At 61.9% G+C, this 19,867-nt stretch carries 16 protein-coding genes, 1 other RNA gene and 1 pseudogene; 9 read left to right on the forward strand and 9 right to left on the reverse strand.

Going from position 1 to position 19,867, the window contains the following annotated elements; genetic code table 11:
• Positions 1 to 113: 113 nt before the first annotated feature.
• The gene (locus tag AC0NIE_RS17525; protein WP_473485228.1) at positions 114 to 1,304 is read right to left on the reverse strand and encodes a lytic murein transglycosylase; all 1,191 of its coding nucleotides are present in this window, start codon (positions 1,302 to 1,304) and stop codon (positions 114 to 116) included.
• An 80-nt stretch (positions 1,305 to 1,384) separates the two neighbouring features.
• Complete coding sequence (locus AC0NIE_RS17530) at positions 1,385 to 2,176, reverse strand: glycoside hydrolase family 25 protein (RefSeq protein ID WP_473485229.1); 792 nt, start codon at positions 2,174 to 2,176, stop codon at positions 1,385 to 1,387.
• Positions 2,177 to 2,507: 331 nt separating this feature from the next.
• On the opposite strand from AC0NIE_RS17530, the gene AC0NIE_RS17535 reads away from it, so the two are divergent.
• The gene (locus tag AC0NIE_RS17535) at positions 2,508 to 3,887 is read left to right on the forward strand and encodes a serine hydrolase domain-containing protein (protein WP_473485230.1); all 1,380 of its coding nucleotides are present in this window, start codon (positions 2,508 to 2,510) and stop codon (positions 3,885 to 3,887) included.
• 272 nt (positions 3,888 to 4,159) lie between these two features.
• Here the strand turns inward: AC0NIE_RS17535 and AC0NIE_RS17540 are convergent.
• From AC0NIE_RS17540 to AC0NIE_RS17565, 6 genes and pseudogenes are all read right to left on the reverse strand, one after another.
• Positions 4,160 to 5,364: pseudogene (locus AC0NIE_RS17540) on the reverse strand (M14 family metallopeptidase).
• Between the two features lie 103 nt (positions 5,365 to 5,467).
• Entirely contained in the window at positions 5,468 to 7,120 is a 1,653-nt protein-coding gene (locus tag AC0NIE_RS17545) for an alpha/beta hydrolase (RefSeq protein WP_473485232.1), read from the reverse strand.
• Positions 7,121 to 7,543: 423 nt separating this feature from the next.
• Positions 7,544 to 8,230, reverse strand: a complete 687-nt coding sequence (locus AC0NIE_RS17550) for a class I SAM-dependent methyltransferase (protein WP_473485233.1) — start codon at positions 8,228 to 8,230, stop codon at positions 7,544 to 7,546.
• On the reverse strand, positions 8,227 to 9,474 hold the full coding sequence (locus tag AC0NIE_RS17555) for a BtaA family protein (protein ID WP_473485234.1): 1,248 nt from the start codon (positions 9,472 to 9,474) through the stop codon (positions 8,227 to 8,229). Before AC0NIE_RS17555 ends, AC0NIE_RS17550 begins: the two co-directional genes overlap by 4 nt.
• A gap of 125 nt (positions 9,475 to 9,599) precedes the next feature.
• Positions 9,600 to 10,163, reverse strand: coding sequence for a hypothetical protein (locus tag AC0NIE_RS17560; protein WP_473485235.1), 564 nt, complete (start codon positions 10,161 to 10,163; stop codon positions 9,600 to 9,602).
• Between the two features lie 61 nt (positions 10,164 to 10,224).
• Positions 10,225 to 14,100, reverse strand: a complete 3,876-nt coding sequence (locus AC0NIE_RS17565) for a hydantoinase B/oxoprolinase family protein (RefSeq protein WP_473485236.1) — start codon at positions 14,098 to 14,100, stop codon at positions 10,225 to 10,227.
• Positions 14,101 to 14,279: 179 nt separating this feature from the next.
• On the opposite strand from AC0NIE_RS17565, the gene AC0NIE_RS17570 reads away from it, so the two are divergent.
• From AC0NIE_RS17570 to AC0NIE_RS17605, 8 genes are all read left to right on the forward strand, one after another.
• Positions 14,280 to 14,483: a hypothetical protein gene (locus AC0NIE_RS17570; protein ID WP_123151969.1), complete on the forward strand. Its 204-nt coding sequence runs from the start codon at positions 14,280 to 14,282 to the stop codon at positions 14,481 to 14,483.
• Between the two features lie 32 nt (positions 14,484 to 14,515).
• Positions 14,516 to 14,749, forward strand: a complete 234-nt coding sequence (locus AC0NIE_RS17575; protein WP_473485237.1) for a hypothetical protein — start codon at positions 14,516 to 14,518, stop codon at positions 14,747 to 14,749.
• 214 nt (positions 14,750 to 14,963) lie between these two features.
• A complete protein-coding gene (locus AC0NIE_RS17580; RefSeq protein ID WP_473485387.1) occupies positions 14,964 to 15,683 on the forward strand; it encodes a TerB family tellurite resistance protein in 720 nt (239 codons plus the stop codon).
• Positions 15,680 to 16,441 carry an N-acetylmuramoyl-L-alanine amidase gene (locus tag AC0NIE_RS17585; protein WP_473485238.1) on the forward strand — a complete coding sequence of 254 codons (762 nt, stop codon included), beginning with the start codon at positions 15,680 to 15,682 and terminating at the stop codon, positions 16,439 to 16,441. Before AC0NIE_RS17580 ends, AC0NIE_RS17585 begins: the two co-directional genes overlap by 4 nt.
• 184 nt (positions 16,442 to 16,625) lie before the next feature.
• The gene (locus AC0NIE_RS17590; protein ID WP_473485239.1) at positions 16,626 to 17,405 is read left to right on the forward strand and encodes a lytic transglycosylase domain-containing protein; all 780 of its coding nucleotides are present in this window, start codon (positions 16,626 to 16,628) and stop codon (positions 17,403 to 17,405) included.
• Positions 17,406 to 17,465: 60 nt separating this feature from the next.
• Positions 17,466 to 17,863, forward strand: an RNA gene (rnpB, locus tag AC0NIE_RS17595) — RNase P RNA component class A.
• 180 nt (positions 17,864 to 18,043) lie between these two features.
• Positions 18,044 to 18,319, forward strand: coding sequence for a type II toxin-antitoxin system ParD family antitoxin (locus AC0NIE_RS17600; RefSeq protein WP_123151966.1), 276 nt, complete (start codon positions 18,044 to 18,046; stop codon positions 18,317 to 18,319).
• A gap of 2 nt (positions 18,320 to 18,321) precedes the next feature.
• On the forward strand, positions 18,322 to 18,588 hold the full coding sequence (locus tag AC0NIE_RS17605; RefSeq protein WP_473485240.1) for a type II toxin-antitoxin system RelE/ParE family toxin: 267 nt from the start codon (positions 18,322 to 18,324) through the stop codon (positions 18,586 to 18,588).
• A 9-nt stretch (positions 18,589 to 18,597) separates the two neighbouring features.
• Here AC0NIE_RS17605 and AC0NIE_RS17610 read toward each other — a convergent pair whose 3' ends face one another.
• On the reverse strand, positions 18,598 to 19,713 hold the full coding sequence (locus AC0NIE_RS17610; protein WP_473485241.1) for a cystathionine gamma-lyase: 1,116 nt from the start codon (positions 19,711 to 19,713) through the stop codon (positions 18,598 to 18,600).
• Between the last annotated feature and the right edge of the window lie 154 nt (positions 19,714 to 19,867).

Raw genomic sequence — 19,867 nt, forward strand, 5'->3', positions numbered from 1 at the left:
TCGTCCGCAACTGTCGCTTCTTGCCCGTTCAGACCGTCAACGCGAACTCTCCACCCTGAACTGCCCTGCGCGTCGGGTACCAAGCGTCAGGCTTTCACCACTAGTACCACTCACTACTCACTAACCTGCAGCTTCGCCAAAAGCTCCGGCGTCGGCCAGCCGTCGACCGGCAGGCCAAGCCGCATCTGCTCCTTGCGGATCGCCTCGCGGGTGTTGGTGCCCAGGATGCCGTCGACCGTTCCGACGTCATAGCCTTTGGCCTCGAGCTTTGTCTGCAATGCCCTCATCTGGGCGCCGTTGAGGCCGGGTTCGGGATTGCGCGGGTCGAAGTGCGGCGCACCCGCCAGCCGCGCGGCGAGATTTGCAGCGGTCAGCGCATAGGTGAAAGACTGGTTCCATTCGAGGTAGACGTCGAAATTGTCGTAGACGAGGAAGGCCGGACCCTTGCGGCCCATGGGCAGCGCGAGACCTGCCTTCAGGCCGTTGTCGACAAGCGGCGTGCCGTTGGGGTTGGTGACACCCCACTGAGCCCACTGCGTCAGCGGCAGCCTGTTGGTGCGGCCAGTCTGGTCCCATGGCATGTCGTCGGGCACGCGGACTTCCTCGATCCAGGGCTGGTCACGTTTCCAGCCGCGCGACATGATCTTGTTGGCCGTGGTCATGATCACATCCGGCGCGCTGCTGCGCAGGTCGATCAGACCGTCGCCGTCGCCGTCGACGCCGCGGCCGAGATAGTCGGACGGCAGCATCTGTGTCTGGCCGATTTCCCCCGCCCAGGCGCCGGTGACATCGGCCGGCACGACGCCGCGATCGATGAGGGTCAGCAGCGGCGTGATCTGCGGGCGAAAGAGTTGCGGGCGGCGGCAGTCATGCGAGAGCGTGACCAGTGCGTTCAGCGTGTGGAAATCGCCCTGCACGGCGCCGAAATCCGTTTCCAGCGCCCAGAACGCGGCGATGATCGGCGGCTGGACGCCGAATTCCTGGTCGGCGCGGGCAAAGACGTCGGCGTATTTTTTCAGATTGGCGGCGCCCTGCTTTAGCCGATAGGCCGAGATCATCCGGTTCGAGAACTCGATGAAGGTCTGGGTAAAGACGCCCTGGGCGCGGTCGCGCGCCAGCACCTTTTTGTCGGCGGTGGCCTTTTCCAGCGCCTCAAGGCCGGCAGTGCCGACGCCGGCGTTCCTGGCCTCCGCCGCTACGCCCTGCTTCCATGCCTCGAAATCGCCGCCGCATTGCTGTGCCAGCGCCGGCGCCGCCGTAGCGGCCAGAAGCAGCGCCGCGAGAATTTCCAAGCGCAATCGCATCGCCATCCCCCAAGAAGATCACCAGCGGTTGCAAGCATCCTTCATTTGGCTGTGTCGAAAAGCAGGCGGCAGGCCCGGTGTCAACGGGTGTTCTGCCGCAGCCACTTGTTCCAGGCTGTTTCCGAGCCGTTGAAAACGTTGATATCGGCCTGGCCTGGGATGCCCGGCACAATACCGGTTCCGGTGTACTGCCAGAAGGTGAAGGGGTGGCTGCCGTATTTCTTGCGCGGGTGGCCGGCCACCGAACGCAGCCAATAGGGATAGCCGCGGAAAACCGACAGGCCGTTGTCGTCGAAGAAATCGATCGAAGTGTAGATGATCGGCTTCTTGCCGTAGTGGGTTTCGACGATTTCGAGGAATGTGCTCATCTCGCTGCGCACCGTGGCCGCATTGGGGCGCAGCTTGCAGGTCGGCGATTGCGGGTTCCATTCCATGTCGAGAACCGGCGGCATCGCCGAGCGGTCTTTGGGCACGTTCTGGATGAACCAGCGCGCCTGCGTGGCGGCCGGGGTGCAAAAATAGTAGAAATGATAGGCCGCGCGCGGGATTCCTGAGGCTTTCGTGCGGCTCCAATGCTCGTTGAAATACGCGTCGAAGCGATCGCCGCCTTCCGTCGCCTTGATGAAAACGAAGGAAATGCCGCTGGCCCTGGCCGCCGGCCAATCGACCGAGGTCTGGTATTTGGAGACGTCGGTGCCGTGAACGGCATAGCTCCACGGCGCGCCGCTGTCCCATTCATGCGGGTCGGAGTCGTCAAAACGGGGTGCGCGCACCGCAACGGTCGGGGCGCCCGGCAGCGACGGTGCAAGATCGTCGACGGTCGAGCAAGCGCCCAGCAGCGTCAGCAAGATGAAAGCCGCGAGACGGCGCATCGCTACTCCTGAACCGGTTTCAGCCGGCCGCTGATGGGTTGTTGCTGCAGGTGGTCCCTCGACCGTGCCCCCAAGCGATCGCCCCACAGGACCGCTCTATCTTTTAAAGTGCGCCGCTTCGGCGCGCCTTAATCTTTGTTATGCATGTCGTAATCCCAAAACCGCTGCGCACCCCCGGTTCGGGCCCGGGGGCATGCTTTTGGGTGACATGCATCAGTGATCGCCGATCATGGTTGATATTCCGTTGACAGCGCTCGACCAGAACCGCGATTTTGCCGAAGCAATGGCGGCAAATCGATGACATAGATGAGCGTGCGGGGGAGTTGGAAAAATGCGGATTGTTCTGAGGCTAGTGAAATGGCTGCTCGGGCTGGCCGTGCTGGCGGTCGCAGCACTCGCCGCCTGGCTTTACATCGCGCCGCCGGAACTGATCCGCGTCGGCTCGGGTTATACGGCCAAGATCGTCTGCTCGAATGTCTTTCTCGCCGGACGCGATGCCGACCAGGTGCTCGCCGTCGACGTGCAGGCGCCGGGCCATCCGTTGCTCAGGCTGATGAGGGTCTCCGTCGACAAGGAGCAGGGCACGGTTTGGGCGGGGCTGTTCGGCGTGTTCGGCAAGAGCGTCGCGGTCATTCGAGACGGGCTCGGCTGTGCTTCGGTTCCGGATGGCGACATCGCCACGGCCAAAGCAGTCGCCGCGCCGGCGCTGACACCGGCGCCGCCGCTCGATGCACTCTGGCCGGAGGGCGACAAGGTCGATGCCTCGCAGAACCCCGAAATCGCGAACATCCTCGACGATCCTGCAATGACCGGCGCCGGTATGCGGGCGGTGATAGTGGTCAAGAACGGCCGCCTCATCGCCGAGCGCTATGGAAACGGCTTTTCCGAGAAGACGCCGCTGCTTGGCTGGTCGATGACCAAAACGGTAAATGCCGCGATCGTCGGCACGGTGGTGAAGGACGGCAAGATGGTGATGACGAACCAGGGCCTGTTTGGACCCTGGAAAGCCGACGGCCGCGCTGCAATCAGTCTCGCCGATATGATGGCGATGTCGAGCGGGCTGGAGTTCAACGAGGATTATGGCGACGTTACCGACGTGACGCGGATGCTCTACCTCGAGCCTGATATGGCGGGCTTTGCCGGATCCAAGTCGCTGACCGGCGAGGTGGGCAAGGTATTTTCCTATTCGAGCGGCACGGCAGTGATGCTGTCGCGGCTCTGGCAGGATACGATCGGAGATAAGGACGAGGCGCTGGCGTGGCCACGGGTCGCACTGTTCGACCCGCTCGGCATGCAGAGCGCGGTGCTGGAGGCCGACGAGCACGGCACCTTCGTCGGCTCGTCTTATCTCTACGCCACCGCGCGCGACTGGGCGCGCTTCGGCCAATTCCTGCTGCAGGACGGCGTCTGGAACGGCAAGGAGATCCTGCCTGCCGGTTTCGTCGGCTGGATGCGGGAAGCTGCACCCGCCTCGAAAGTCTACGGCAGGGGCCAGGTGTGGATCGAGGGGCCGGGCGACGAGGAGAACCCCGGCGCCGGCATCGCTGCTGGCCTGCCTCGGGATACCTATTGGATGGAAGGCCATGACGGGCAGACGGTCGCCATCATTCCCTCCGAGAAGCTGGTGGTGGTGCGGCTCGGCCTGACACCGGCCAAGCTCGGCTACCGGCCGCAGACAATGGTGGCGGCGCTGGCGAAGGCGCTGCATTAGGGTCAAAACCCAATCACCTGAACGACCGAGTTCGGACCCTTCTCGGACATTTGACGCCGAGAGCCGGGACGACGCAAGTTGGGTGGGAAACGGACGCTCCATCGCTAGTCGTTTTTGGAGTACGGATCCTACGAGCACGGTCAGGCTCAATCTGTCGGCGCCGCCTCCAGTCCGGCGATATCGAATTTCACCATAGAGCACCACTTCGGCGACGCGTTTGGATTGCCGCGATCGCTCGTCAGTTCACCTAAGCCGCCTCGGCAGGGTGTGAACTACTCGGGATAAGTCTCGACGCCCTCCGGCGCCGCCCTGTGGAAAAGGACAAATACCAAGGTATTGCCGGCCTCGGCCGTCGTATCGCTGCGCAGCCCCGCCACCTCTCCAGCCACGCTGCTGGTGTACTCCGCAACCACCTCGCCGAAGCTGTATGCTGAATGGCCACTTTCTGTCCGGGTCCGACCTTGTCGTTCAGCTTGACCAGATGCTCGACGAACCCGGCCTGGGTTGCAAGGATCGGGAACGCACTGTTGCCGACAAAAAACATTCACATCCTTGCCTGTGCGTCCCATTGGCCCGGCAAGGATGCCATGATGCTTGAGGACGTTCATCGTGCCTTCAACGAATAGGGGAATCATCTCAAGGTCGAGGATACGCGCAGCACCAACCTCCGGACAAAAGGATGGGATACCCGCGGCGACAAACGCGTTATGAAGGACGCTTGGATACACAGGATTGTCGAAGATCTGGCCCACTGGATAAAGTTCCAGCATCGCCTTGATCTCGGGCACATCCATGTCGCCAATATTGAATGCGGAGGCATCGAATCCGGTCGTCCCGGTATGGAAGTCGATTGCGACGTCAGCGTTCGGCCGAAGGAGCCGGTTGAACAGGAGACCGGCGTGGCGGCTGGCCGCACTGGCACCGTTCTCGTTGCCGGGCCATTCCCTATTCATGTCGATCAGGTCAATGCCCTGCCAGAATTGGGCCATCTGCGCTGCATGCTTTCCATGGCTGGACGGGACACGTCCGTGACCGCCATCACTGTGCCCGACATCTCCGCCGGATCAAGTTGGTTCATCACGGTCTGGACCGTATGCACAGAACTCATCTCGTCACCATGCACACCACTGACCAGGACAGCGCGCTTGCCCGGCTTTGTCCCCCTAGCGACCGTCACAGACACATACCAGTGCTGTCCGGTGGGCATCTGCACGCCCTGAAAATACAAAAAATGCTTCTTGCCGGGCTCCAGGTCCTTGACGTCGAGCACGCTGACGACTTTTTTCCCCTGGATCACATCGCCGGTATAGATCGTTGCTGATGGCGCACCCGGTGTCGGGCTAACGGATGAAGCCGCTGAGTCCTGGGCGTTCGCAGAACCAGCATTGGCCGCGAAGACGGCCGCCGCGCCTACCGAGGCAATGGATGCTACAATTAGATCCCGGCGATCGAGGCCCTTTTTAGGTTTGCCCGACATGATGAGGATCTCCTTATGTCGTGTGGAAAGCCAAAGTCGAATGCCAAATGTGTAGACTTTCGTAAACAAACCGCTCGCATAACGCACTCGTCGCAGGCGGCGATCACATCCTGCCGCGAGCGGCAAGATACTGCTTCAATCGCGCGATCTGGTCGGCAGACCAGCCCTGCGGATCAGTCACCGCGAGCCACGCGTCGACGTAGTGTTCGGGCGCAAAGACATGACCATAGCCCATCGGCGTATTGGTCGCGACGGCCATGTCAAGGGCCAACTGCAGCATCGATACCACCGGATACCACCGCAGTTCCGGCGAGACGTCCGGGCCGCGTGGAGCGTCCATCCACTCGGGACGACGATAGAAGTCGCGATAATCGAAAAACGTAATCGCATCGCTGGCATATTGGAGGTAGACAATGCGCATGGGACCCCAAGGCGCGTCCGCCGGACCGGTCTCGCCATTCTGGTTCATGAAGCGGACGAACGAACCGTTCCGGAACCGCGGCAACCAAGCGGGCGTACCGGCATTGCGATGGTCCGTTATGCTGCGCCAAATTCTGCTCTCAAAGGGCGGACCGCTCCACAGCGCCCCGTGGACAGGGTCACCAAGGATCTCGAAAAGCTCCACCGATCTCTCGGAGTTCATCGCTCCGAGGCTCAGGCCATGCAGATAGAGTTTGGGTCGCCTGTCGTGGGGAAGCGTCGTCCAGTATTCATAGACTGCGGCAAACAAAGCCCTTGCTGCTTCCGAGCCGTATTCCGGCTCGACCAGCAACGATAGCGGGCTCGACAGATAGGAGTACTGCTGGGCAACACTCGCCACGTCGCCATTGTGGAGGTATTCAACCGTATCCATCGAGGCGGGATCGATCCAGCCACTTCCGGTAGGCGTGATGACGACCAGTACGGAGCGTTCGAAGGCCCCGACGCGCTTTGATTCCTCAAGGGCAAGTTGCGCCCTCTCTTCGGCAGTGTCGGCCGCCCGAAGCCCCACATAGACCCGGATGGGTTCGCGCGCATCCTTTTGCGTGAACGTGCTTATCTCGCTAGCGGTAGGTCCCGTCGCGATGAACTCTCGTCCTGCCCGTCCAAGTTCTTTCCAGCTGACGAGGGAAGCGGCACTGCCGGTCTTGAGCGGAGCTGTCGGCTGCGCTCGATCCGGTTCGACGAGGGCATCAAACGTTGCGAAGGACGAATCGGCGACGTAGAGCGCGTAGCGGACGAGCACGCCATTTGCGACCGCCCAGAACAACAGTATCGCGACAGTGAAACCGATCACATTCGAAACCCTGCGGGGGACGAAGCGGCCCGACCTTTCTGAAATCAAACGGGAGATGCGTTTGAAGAGCCGGGCCAGCGCGATGAGCATCAGGAACGTGACGATCGCGATGACGCAGACTTCAAGCGGATGCGCGCTCGTCACGGGTTCGAGGTGCATCAGTTGACGGATTGAATTTTGCCATTCCGCTGCCCACCATAAAAACAAGATGGCGATTGCTGCGCAAATGGCCGCGACGGCGATCTTGAGAGCAAGCAGGAACCGCTCACGCGGTTCCGGAAGCTCCATATAGGCCCACAGCCAGCGCCACGCGACTCCGATGCCGTATCCGGCGGCGAAACATGCCCCGGAGAGCACGCCCTGGGTCAGATAGGTTCGAGGAACAAGGGTCGGCGTAAGAGAAGCTACGAAGAACAGCGTGCCCGCGACGAGGCCGCCGGCAGAAAGCGAGCGCCAGAACTTTGTCACCCAGTTACGCATTTGGCCGCTTCGCATCTCCTGGGATAGCGGTCTCGCGATGAATACGACTAGCCCATCATGGCTTGCTCTCGCGTTTTGTAGAAGGAGGGCAGGATAAATTTCCAGCTGCTCCGTGTGGCAAGTCGCAATATCTGGTTGAGTTGCATTGCGATCGCCAAAAATCCCCGTCGCTGTTGGAGAGCCGATGTTTGCAAATGGCGCGACCGCACCGGGAAGCCCGGACGAGTCAAGAGGATACTCGGCTGAGCGTTGGCCTTTCGCGCCGGAAGACACAAGCGGCGTTCGCCAAGTCTAGTCTAATCCGATTCAGAGTTCGTTCTCGTGAAGAGCGTGGCGAGGTGGATGGCAATATCCGCTCCTGACGCGCGAAGTTGCCCGTCTTCGACTCCGGCTCGGCTTGACCTGAATTTCAACACACCCTGACTAGCTGCGCTGCCCGACCACGGCGAGCCATGCATAGCCGCGATAAAGTGTTCTGAATCGGAGGCTTGCGCCGACTGTTGCAGATTCCGATTCCAGGACATCGCGCAACGCTTCACGCGGCTCGACATGGAATTTTCTCAGCCAGCCGCGCAGCAGCGTGCGGAACCAGCGGGGCAGGGCTTCCTGCTGGCCGAAATCGACGACGTGCAGCGAGCCGCCAGGCGACAAGGCTGCAAGTGCCGCGGAAACCGTCTTCTCCCAACCGGGGATCATCGACAGCGAATACGAGACAAAAATGCAGTCGAAACTTTCAACAGAAAATAGCGCTTCTGCGTCGAAATCAGTGGCGTCGCCGCGTGCCAGCGTGACACGGCCGGACAGGCCTTCGCAGACCATGGCGGCGCTGGCCGTCTCCAGCATTTCGGCCGAAATATCGAGGCCGAAGAAACGGGCGCCTGGATAGCGGCGGGCGGCAAGGACGATGTTGCGGCCGGTGCCGCAGCCGAGTTCGAGCACCGTGCCGCCGGCCGGCACGTCGAGCCCTGATATCAGCCGGTCGCGGCCGAGCAGATAGTATTTGCGGGTCAGGTCGTAGAAATGGCGCTGCCAGCGATAGACGCCGTCCATCAGTTCGGCATGGCTGGCCGGCGGTTCGGCGTGCCTTGCCGGCAGTTCGGTCGTGCTCATGCGGACTGCTTCACATAAAGATGGAAGCCGCCATAGATGGCCGAACGGTCGCGGGCCGAGAATTCGCGCGACGCCTCGTCTGCATAGCTCCACTGGTCGAGCAGCGAATTCGAGACCCGGCCGGGTAGCAGGCTGGGTTCGGCCGCGGTACGGAAGATGACGCGGGCGTGAGTGGACGCGGTGCGGGTGATCTCGGCCCACAGCGCATTGAGCTGGTCGTCGGTCATCCAGTCCTGGGCGTCGAGCAGGACGAAGCGGTCGACCGAACCGGCATCCTTGCCGGCGAGGAATTCGATCAGATTGGTATGGTGGACGGCAACGCGGTCGACATTGTTGCGGATCGTATCGTAGTTGCGCTTTTCAAGATAGGCGGGCAGCGCAGCCTCGCCGGGATTGGGATAGCGGCGGGCAAAAGCCTGCCAGGCGAAATAGTTATTCTGTAGCGGAAAATCGCAGGCGAGCTTTTCCAGCCGGGCCTTCAGCACGCTGGCCATGGTGCCGTCGCCCGAGGTGATCAGCGAATCGTACTGGGCCGGCGGAATGCCGAGGCCGAACAGCGAGGCTTTTCGCGATGTTGCCCATTTCAGCAGCGGCTTTTCGAAGACCGGCGCCAGCTCCTCGTCGAAGAAGCGGCGCTGGTCGGCGAGGCTTTTGGCTTGCATGATGGCGGCCGGATCGACGCCGAAGAATTTGGCGGTGCGATGGCCCATGGCAATGAACAGGCCGAGCAGGCCGGTCTGGTAGAAATTGTGGTCGAAGACGGCGATGCGCCGGCGCCGGCGCCAGTTGCGATATTCCCAGTAATGGCGGCTGACCGGGTCGAGATGCGGCGCGATGAAACGGTCGTAGGCTTGCGAATTGTGACGGGTCTCGGCAGCGCCGAAGAAACGGAACAGGTCGCCCTGCGACGGCAGATGGCGCACCGCTTCGAGCTTCATGCGGTTCAGCGCGATATGGGCGGCGTTGAGATCGACGGCGTCGATCCGTTCGGGTGACCGGGTGAGATAGGCAAGGATGTTACAGCCGCCCGAGGCGATGGTGACGACGCGGTGGCCCTGGCCAAGCTGCATCGCCTCCATGTCGACGTCGGGGTCTTCCCAGATTTGCGGATAGACGAGGCCGGAAAACAGCAAGGCGAAGAGCCGCTCGGAGAGGCCGGCCTTAGACAGCGGGCGGTTCTGGTAGACGGCCTTGCCAACTTGCTTGCCGCGGCGAAAAACCAGTTCTCCGGAAAGATCCGTCATGACAAGGCGATTCCCCGTTTGCTCTGCCGCAAGCGGGTAGCGCTCAGCGATGACAGATGGATGACAGCAGCCGGCTTGCTGTAGCTCGCAATATCATTTGGCACCTCCAGCCATGCGTCCGCAGCTTACACCGAAGACTGCTGGAGCCACGCAACCCTCAAGTGAGTGATCCAGACCGGACCAAAAATGTAGATGGCGAACATGCGAGGCAAAGTCTTCCACAGAAGGACGTTGGTCGAATCAGTCGTATGGTATGCTGCCCAGGCGCCACGACCGGTCGCCTGATCGTTAAAGCCACCTGAAAAAAGACCTACGATCATGAATGCCATCACCAGCGTGGTGATCACGGGTCCTGTCTTCATGGTGATCTGAGCTTTCGAGAGTGAAGTTATATAAAAAAAGATACTAAACGTGGCAAAAAATACAGACAGCATAGATCGTGTTGAGAAAAGATTGCACTGATCATTGAGGGTGCCGTGCCATTGGCTGATCTGGTTGTATGTCGCCTGATTTCCCGGCCATAGCCAGCGGAGGGCCGGAGTATCGCGAAATGGACATGTGTAGGCCGTAGGCAGGTGCGGTATGACAAGCCAAGTCATCGCTGATGCAGCAACCAAAAGACAGAAAGCAGCGAGTGTCGCTCGGCCGCGCCAGCGCATTTTCTGAGCGTCTTCTTCGGAATTCGACATGGCTTGCCCCCAACTATGACCCTGATGGTGCATACGCGGCCTGTCAATCTTTCGGTTGACCCTACAGTTTACCAAACCCACCCGGCGTCGGCGTCGTCACGATGACGGCTTCACCGGCCTCGAGCAGCGTCTGGTCGCAAGCCTTGAGGACTTCGATGCGGCCATCCTTGCGGCGGACCTTGGTCGAGCCGACCTCGCCATCGCCGCCGCCGTCCAGGCCTTGCGGCGGGCGGTTGCGATGTGAGGACAGGATCGCGCATTCCATCTTTTCGAGGAAACGGATGGTGCGCTCGGTGCCGTCGCCGGCACTCCATTTGCCTTTGCCGCCGGAGCCCTCGCGGATGTGGAAATCCTCGAGCAGGACGGGGAACCGCAGTTCCAGCACTTCCGGGTCGGTCAGGCGCGAATTGGTCATGTGGGTGTGGACGCCGGAGGTGCCGGCAAAGCCGCGACCGTTGTTCATCCGGCCTGCCGGCGAGCCGGAGCAGATCGTCTCGTAATACTGGTACTTTTTGTTGCCGAAGGTGAGGTTGTTCATCGTGCCTTGCGCATTGGCCATCGCGCCCATGGCGCCGAACAGCGCATTGGTGACATGCTGCGAGGTTTCGACATTGCCGGCGACGACCGCGGCCGGGTAGGTCGGCTTCAGCATGCAACCCTCGGGAATGATGATGTTGATTGGTCTCAGACAGCCGGCATTCATCGGGATCATGTCCTCGACCATGACGCGGAAGGCATAGAGCACGGCTGCGCGGGCGACCGGCTCGGGGGCGTTAAAATTGTTCTTCATGACCGGCGAGGTGCCGCTGAAGTCGACGGTCGCCTCACGCTTTTTCCGGCCGACCGAGATCTTCACCTTGATGACTTGGCCGGTGTCGGTCGGATACTCGTATACGGAACTGTCGGGCAGCCGCTCCAGTACACGGCGCACGCTTTCGGCGGCATTGTCCTGGACGTGAGCCATGTAGGCCTCGACGACATCAAGGCCGAAATGCGCGACCATCTTGCGCAGTTCGGCAACGCCCTTTTCGTTGGCGGCAATCTGCGCCTTGAGGTCGGCAATGTTCTGGTGCGGATTGCGCGCGGGATAAGGGTGGTCGGTGAGCAGCGTCTCCAGTTCCTTCTCGCGGAACCGGCCGCGATCGACAATGCGGAAATTGTCGAACAGCACGCCTTCCTCGTCGACCGCGGTGGCGAGCGGCGTCATTGAACCGGGCGCGGTGCCGCCGATGTCGGCATGATGACCGCGTGAGGCAACGTAGAAGAGGATCTCCTCCCCCCTTGAGGGGGAGGTGCCGCCGAAGGCGGCGGTGGGGGTCGCTGCGGCAGCGCTCGACGCCCTTGCGGTGCCGTCTGCGGTGACCCCACCCGGCCGCTTCGCGGCCACCCTCCCCTCGAGGGGGAGGGAAAAGACCGGCGTCACCACCGTGATATCAGGCAGATGCGTGCCGCCATTGTAGGGCGCGTTGAGGGCAAAGACGTCGCCGGGGTGGATGTCGCCGGAGTTCAGCCGGATGATGGTTTCCACTGAACGGTCCATGGAGCCGAGATGCACCGGCATGTGCGGCGCGTTGGCGACCAGCGCGCCATGGCGGTCGAAGACGGCGCAGGAGAAATCCAGCCGTTCCTTGATGTTGACGGAATAGGCAGTGTTCTGCAGCGTCACGCCCATCTGTTCGGCGATCGACATGAACAGGTTGTTGAACACCTCCAGCATGACCGGATCGGCCTCGGTGCCGAGCGCCGCCTGCCGGCGCTTTTTCTCGATGCGGAGCAAGAGCACGTGGTTCTTGGCGGTGATCCCGGCCTGCCAGCCCGGCTCGACGACGATGGTCTGGTTCGGTTCGATGACCAGGGCAGGGCCGACAACCTTGTGCCCCGGTTTGAGTACCTCGCGGCGGAAGATGCCGGCGTCTCGCCAGGTGCCGTCGGCGAAGATTTTCCGACTCTGCGAAGGGCTTGCGGCGATGTCCTCAACGGCTGAATCACTTTCGTCGCGGCCAGTGCCGCCGGTATCGATGCCTTCGACGCCGACCGATTCCACGATCATCGGCTTGTCGTCATAGACGAAGCCGAACTGCGCCTTGTGGGCCATTTCGAAATCGCCCTTGGCGCGTGCGATCGAGCCGTGCTCGAAATTCACCGGCAGCGCGGTGTCGGTGCCGTCGTAGCGGATCTGCAGCACCGGTTTGGAGGCGACGGCGTCCTCGGCAATGCCTTGCGCGGCAAGCTCGTCGATGACGGCTTTGCGCAACGTTGCGATGAGCTCGTCGATTGCCGGCCTGGACACTTCCGCCAGCGGTTTCAGCAGCGCCTGCTGGCGCGACGAAAAAATCGAGGACAATCCAATGCCATAGGCCGACAGCAGGCCGGAGAAGGGATGGATCAGCACCGCCTCCATGCCGAGTGCGTCGGCAACGAGGCAGGCGTGCTGGCCGCCGGCGCCGCCAAAACAATTCAAGAGATATTCGGTGACGTCGTAGCCGCGCTGCACGGAAATCTTCTTGATGGCGTTGGCCATGTTTTCGACGGCGATGGTGACGAACCCTTCGGCCACCGCCTCCGGTGAGCGGCCGTCGCCGATTTCGGCGGCGAGTGCTGCGAATTTCTCGCGCACGGTTTGCACGTCGAGCGGTTCATTCTGGCGGGGTCCAAAAATGGCCGGGAAGAAGTCGGGCTGCAGCTTGCCCAGCATAACATTGGCGTCGGTGACGGCCAGCGGGCCGCCGCGCCGGTAGGCGGCCGGGCCGGGATTGGCGCCGGCCGAATCCGGCCCGGCGCGGAAACGGCCGGCCTCGTAATGCAGGATCGAGCCGCCGCCGGCGGCGACGGTGTGGATGCGCATCATCGGCGCACGGATGCGCACGCCGGCAACCTCGGTGTCGAAGGCGCGCTCATAGTCGCCGTCATAATGGGCAACGTCAGTCGAGGTGCCGCCCATGTCGAAGCCGATGACCTTGTCGAAACCGGCGAGTTTTGCTGTCTCGACCATGCCGACGACGCCGCCGGCCGGGCCGGACAACAACGCGTCCTTGCCCTGGAACATGTCGGCGGCGGTGAGGCCGCCCGACGACATCATGAACATGAGCCGGGGGGATTCCCTCCCCCTTGCGGGGAGGGTGCCGGCGAAGCCGCCGGGTGGGGTCGTTGCGGCAGTGCTCGACGTTCCTTGACGCCTCGCGCTGCCTTGGGCGACCCCCTCTGGCCGCTGCGCGGCCATCTCCCCCTCGAGGGGGGAGAGAACGCCCAGTTCACCCGCCACTTTTTGCACATACCTTGCCAGAATCGGTGACAAATAGGCGTCGACCACGGTGGTGTCGCCGCGGCCGACCAGCTTGACGAGCGGTGAGACCTCGTGGCTGACCGAGACTTGGCGAAACCCTAGTTTTCTGCAGACCTTTGCAACCGCCTTTTCGTGATCGGGATATTTCCAGGCATGGATGAAGACGATCGCCACGGCGTCGATGCCGTCCGCCCTGGCTTGTTCGATCGCCGGCCGGCAGGCGGCAATGTCGAGCAGCCGTTCGACATTCCCGTCGGCGCGCACGCGTTCGTCGACTTCGATGACGCGTTCGTAGAGCTGCTCGGGAAGAATGATCTCCTTGGCGAAGATGTCGGGTCGTGCCTGGTAGGCGATCCTCAGCGCGTCGCGAAATCCCCTGGTGATGAGCAGCAGAACACGGTCGCCCTTGCGCTCCAGAAGCGCGTTGGTGGCAACGGTGGTGCCCATCTTGATGTCGCCGATCAGGCCGGACGGGATCGGAGCGCCGGATTTCAGGTCCAGCAGCTCGCGAATGCCGTGGATAGCGGCGTCGGCATAGGCTTCAGGATTCTCGGACAGCAGCTTGCGCGGGTGCAGCCCGCCTTCCGGGTCACGGCCGATGACATCGGTGAAGGTGCCGCCGCGGTCGATCCAGAAATCCCATTTGGCAGTCACGGCAGCTCTCCCAGGCATTTTATTGATTCAATGTGTTAATTCGCAGTAGCCTCACCGGCAACGGCAAAAGCAGATGATGTTACACGCGGAAATGCAACGTTATGAAACTCATAGGGCACTTGGTGCATTCTGCCCTCGATCGTCACCGGTAGCGGGGGCGTGATTAGAGGAGAGATGTCATGAAGAAACTCATTCTTGCGTCGGTTTCGGCGCTTGCCCTGCTTGGCGTTGCGGCTTGCAGCGACAGCGGCACGGGCGGGGATGCCACCACCACGCAGAGCACCAATCCGCCGGCGGCTGAACAGCCGATGCAGCCGGCTCCTGATGCCACGAAGCCGGCCGAGCCGGCTCCGACAGAGCCTGCTCCTGCGCCGGCGCAGTAGTTTATCTGACTGAAGATTGAGGGAAGGCCGGCATGATGCCGGCCTTCCCAGCATCTGGTTCAAGACACGCGCCTTGCGGCGATGGCCATCACCGCAAGCGCGAATGGTATGGTTTCGCCCGTCACTTTTTCGCCCAGCAGAAGGGCCGAAATGGCAATGGTAACCAAGGTTTGCAGCAATTATGCCTGGCTGACGCGGGCGATAGCGCCTGGCAGACCACCTGCCTGCCCGGCATTTCCCGCGCCAGTTTCCCCGAGACGACGTAGCCGAACCTCGCCGCCAGGGCGGCAACGAACGGCAAGATGTCGCAAGGCCTGCGGTTTTCTCGCGATATGGCCGCTGTCGCGGCTGCCGTCTGCTTGTTTTCCATGATCGATGGTTAGCGCCACCTACTTCAGGCATCCCACGAAATCGGCTGGGCCGGCCCTGCGGCATTGTCTTCGCTTGATAGCGGTGGCCGGTTAGCCCTAATAGATGCTCATGTCGATTTGGGATCGCCTCGGCGACTTCATCACCCGCGTTTCGTCCTCAACCTCGTCGGGTGTCGCCGACGTCGTCGAGGCCGTGCGTACGGTTTTCTCCGGCGATCCCGATCTGCGCCGGCGCGTCGCCTTCTCGGTGGCGATGATCGCGCTGTCGGCCAAGATGGCCAAGGCCGACGGCATCGTCACGCAGGACGAGGTGCGCGCCTTCCAGCAGATATTCGAAGTGCCGAAGAAGCAGACGCGCAATGTCGCGCGGCTCTACGATCTTGCCAAGCGCGACATTGCCGGATTCGAGACCTATGCCGAACGCATGGCGCAGCTTTGCGGCTCTGGCCATTCAAACTGTGTCATGCTGGAGGACATTCTCGACGGGCTGTTCCATATCGCCAAGGCCGACGGGCTGGTCCACGAGCGCGAAGGCCAGTTCCTGCATCGTATCGCCGAGATATTCCGGATCGAGGAGGCGCATTACCAGAGCATTCTGGCCCGGCACGTCGACCTGGGTGCGGCCGATCCCTATGTCGTGCTTGGCATCGAGCGGGGAAGAACGTTCGAGGAGGTCAGGAAGCGTTATCGCAAGCTGGTTTCGGACAACCATCCCGACCGGCTGATCGCACGCGGCCTGCCGCAGGAATTCATCAAGATTGCAACCAGCAGGATAGCGGCAATCAACGCGGCCTATGAGATGATCGAACGAGGCCTGCGGCACGCATGAGCGGCTTCCTGCCCGACGAGCCGAGCGCCGAGGTAAGTGTATCGCCGAATTTCGGTCCACGACCCGGGACCGCCGATATGGTCGTGCTGCACTACACCGGCATGGAGACCGGCGCCGGCGCCGAAGCATGGCTGTGCGATCCGGCCAGCGAGGTTTCGTCGCACTATCTCGTCCATGAGGACGGCCGCATCGTCCAGATGGTCAGGGAAAGCGACCGTGCCTGGCATGCCGGCAAGAGTTCGTGGTTCGGGCGCAGCGACATCAACTCCTGTTCAGTCGGCGTCGAGATCGTCAATCCGGGGCATTTGCTGGGCTATCGGAATTTTCCGAAACGGCAGATCGATGCCGTCATCGGCCTGTGCAAGGGGATTGTCCAGCGCCATTCCATTCCAGCCCAACGGGTGCTCGCCCACTCCGACGTGGCGCCGGGACGCAAGATCGACCCGGGCGAGAAATTCCCTTGGAAGGCCCTGTTCGAGGCCGGTGTCGGCCATCTCGTCGAAGCGGCACCCGTCAGGCGTGGCGCGGTGCTGAAGGCCGGCGATGCGGATGCCGAGGTCGAGGCGCTGCAATCGATGCTGGCGCGCTACGGTTATGGCGTGGAGATATCAGGCAATTTTGACCGGCATACCGAAATCGTGGTCGAGGCTTTTCAACGGCACTTCCGCCAACGCAAAGTGGATGGTGTGGCCGACGGATCGACCATCCGCACGCTGGAAAGGCTGCTTGCCTCCGTGAGGGCAGTTCCGTCCAAGTAGTCTTTTCTTAGCTATTAAGTTACAGCCTGTCACTTAAAGTGACTTTCCCCGCCTTTTTTGCCGCCAATTCGGTCGTCAAAGGCGATCCGTGCAAGTTGTCGGACCTACAGCCCCCCAGATGTTCCGATGTTGATTAGCGTAGCTGCGTGAAGTTCTTCGCGCGGTTCAAACAGAACAGGATCTCATGCAGAAATTGACCGTTTTAACGGCAGCTGTTGCTGCCGGCGTAATTACTTTTGCCATCGGTGCGGCGAATGGCGCGCCACTGAGCCAGCGAGCCGACCAGGGTTTCATTACCGCGTCCGACAAAACCGCCACGCCGAAAGCCGGCCAGGGCGCAAAGGAAAAAAGCACAGCCTCCGCAAAGGCGGAAAAAGCTGCTGCGGTAAAGGTGAAAAAGCCAGCATCCGCAATGGCGGAAAAAGCTGGGGTAAAAGTGAAAAAGCCATTCTCTGCAAACAAGGCAGTCTCCAAGCGGCATGTGAAGCGCAACAGGACCCGCATCGACCAGGCGACGACGGCGTCGATCGGCCGGAAAAGCAGCGCGGCGGCGCCGAAGGCGGCGGTCGCTGGCGGCAGCGGCCAGTATTCGACGATCATCGAGCGTCATGCCGCCAGCAATGGTGTGCCGGTGTCGCTCGCCAAGGCCGTCATCATGATCGAGAGCAGTTTCCAGCCGAACCAGGTCGGCAGCGCCGGTGAGATCGGGCTGATGCAGATCAAGCCGTCGACGGCGCGGATGATGGGTTACAGCGGCTCGATCAAAGGTCTCTACGATCCCGAGACCAACATCAAATACGGCATGAAATACCTCGCCATGGCGCGGAACCTCGGCGACGGCACGACATGCGGCACGATCCTGAAGTACAATGCCGGCCATGGCGCCAAGCGTATGAACCCGATATCCGCGGCCTATTGCGGCAAGGTCAAGGTGCAGCTGGCCGCGCTTGGAGCGCCGGCGTAAATAAGCCGGAACCTGCTTTTTTGTTTGCGTTTTCGGGCGCGAATCCCTTTATACGCCTTGCCAGCTGGCCGGGCGGCCGCACCCGCGAAGCCGAAAGGCTGCGGGTGAGGAAAGTCCGGGCTCCATGGAGACACGGTGCCGGTTAATGGCCGGCGGGGGTGACCCTAGGGAAAGTGCCACAGAAAGCAAACCGCCACGATCCGTCGTGGTAAGGGTGAAAGGGTGGGGTAAGAGCCCACCGCGCGACTGGCAACAGGAGCGGCACGGTAAACCCCACCGGGAGCAAGACCGAATAGGGGCGGTGCGAGGGGAAACCCTCGAGGGCTGTTTCCGGCTCACCGTCCGGGTAGGTTGCGTGAGGTGCATGGCAACATGCGCCCAAGATGAATGGCCGCCACGTTCTCGCGCCGCAAGGGGCGAGGGCCATACAGAACCCGGCTTACAGGCCAGCTGGCAATTTCTTCCAGATTCTACAAGGAAATTCCCTGATATCAGCAGGTTGCGCCTTCGGGCGCGCCTGCTGGTTCAGGCGCCTCATTGACTGAATCAGCTTTCACTGGGCTGTGCATGGAGCGAGCGTTTCTTGAAATTGGTACGATTAAATCGTACCATAGGCCGGGCAATATCAGGAGCGCATCATGGGCCAGGTCGACAAACGCAGCATCACGCTTTCGCCGGAACTGGCGGCTGCGGTCGACGATGTGGTCGCCGCAGGCGAATATGCTTCGGCGAGCGAGGTGATCCGCGACGCACTCAGGCAATGGAAGGACCGCCGCGACTTGCATGGCTACACGGTCGAGGAGCTGCGCAAGCTGGTGCAGGAGGGGATCGACAGCGGGCCGGGACGGTTTGCGTCGATCGACGAAATCAAGGCCGAAGCGCGCAGGCGATTGAAATCCGATAACGCGGCATGAATTTGCTGCCCATCATCCGAACTGCAAATGCAGAAGAGGATTTGATCGCGATCTGGCTTCATATCGCGCGAGACGACGAGGCTGCAGCAGACCGGCTGCTCGACCGGATCGAAGCCAGCTGGCGCCGCGCGAAGACATTGGGCCCGGCATTCGCCACCTGGTCGTCGGCGAATATCTCACCTTGTACCCGTGTCGGCGGAGATGCCATCGAAATCCTGCGTGTGCTGCATGGCCGGCGCAATATTGAAGCCGACGATCTGGCTTCCTGATCGGTTCGTTCAGCCGCCCGCGCCGTCCAGTGACGCCTCGATCGCCTGCCAAAGCTCCTCCACCGGCTCGCAGCCGACCGACAGGCGAACAAAGCCGGGCGGCACTGCATCACCCCAGCGGGCGCGCCGCTCGGCCGAAGAGTGGACGCCGCCGAAAGAGGTCGCGGGCTGGATCAGGGCGCAGGCGCCGATGAACGCTTCGGCCTTGGCTTCACTCCCCAGGTCGAGACCGATAAGGAAGCCGAAACGCTCCATTTGGGTGGTCGCCAGATTGTGCGAAGGGTCATTCTCCAGCCCAGGAAAGCGGACGGATTTCACGCTCCGATGATTTGTCAGGCGTCGGGCGATCAGTTCGGCCGACGTGCACATGCGGTCGAAGCGGACTTCCAGCGTCTCGAGGCCTCGATGGACCAGCCAGGCTTCGAATGGTCCGGGGATGGAGCCCGACAGTTTGCGCCAGTCGCGGATGGCGGTGATGACCCCGGTGTCACGGCTGGCGACATGGCCGAACAGCGCGTCGGAATGGCCATTGGGCGCCTTAGTGTCAGCAGCAACGACGATATCGGCGCCGAGATCGAGCGGGCGCTGACCGTAAGGCGTCATCGTGGTGTTGTCGGCGACGACCAGCGCGCCGGCCTCGTGCGCAAGGCGCGCCACGCCGGCCAGGTCGCAAATGTCTAGGCAGGGATTGGATGGGGTCTCGACGAACACCAGCCGGTAGCCGGAAAAACCGCCGTCCAGAAAGGACTTGGTCGGTCTTGTGTCGAACGAGACGTCGAAAGGTTTGAGGAAGCGCTCGGCAAGCAGGCGCGGCGTGTAGTAACCATCGGACGGCAACAGGATGCGATCGCCTGCCTTGAGCAGCGCGAAGAAGACCGCCGAGATCGCGGCCATGCCCGACGGGAACGCTACGGACGGCGCGTCCTCAAGGTGGCCGAGCATGTCTTCCACCGCGTTCCATGTCGGGTTGTCGTAGCGCCCGTACTGGCTGACGCCGGCCGGGTTGCCGGGCAGATGGAAAGTTGTCGTCACTATCAGCGGTAGTGAGACCGGGTCGCCCTTGGCGAGCTTGACGCCACGCAAATGGGCAAGGGTGGCGGCGCGCGACTTCGCTGTTTCGGACATCGGTTTTTCGAACCCTGACTTTGAGGAGAAGAACGCGCAGACGCTATGCCGGGTCACACCGGCAGGCAAGCGCCGAACCGTGCCGGCAAACCGCTCTAAACGCTTCGTTAGGCTTAATGGAGCATAAAGACGGGAGTGCCGTCAAAGCTGCTCT

This window comes from Mesorhizobium sp. WSM4842 (genome assembly GCF_055901575.1).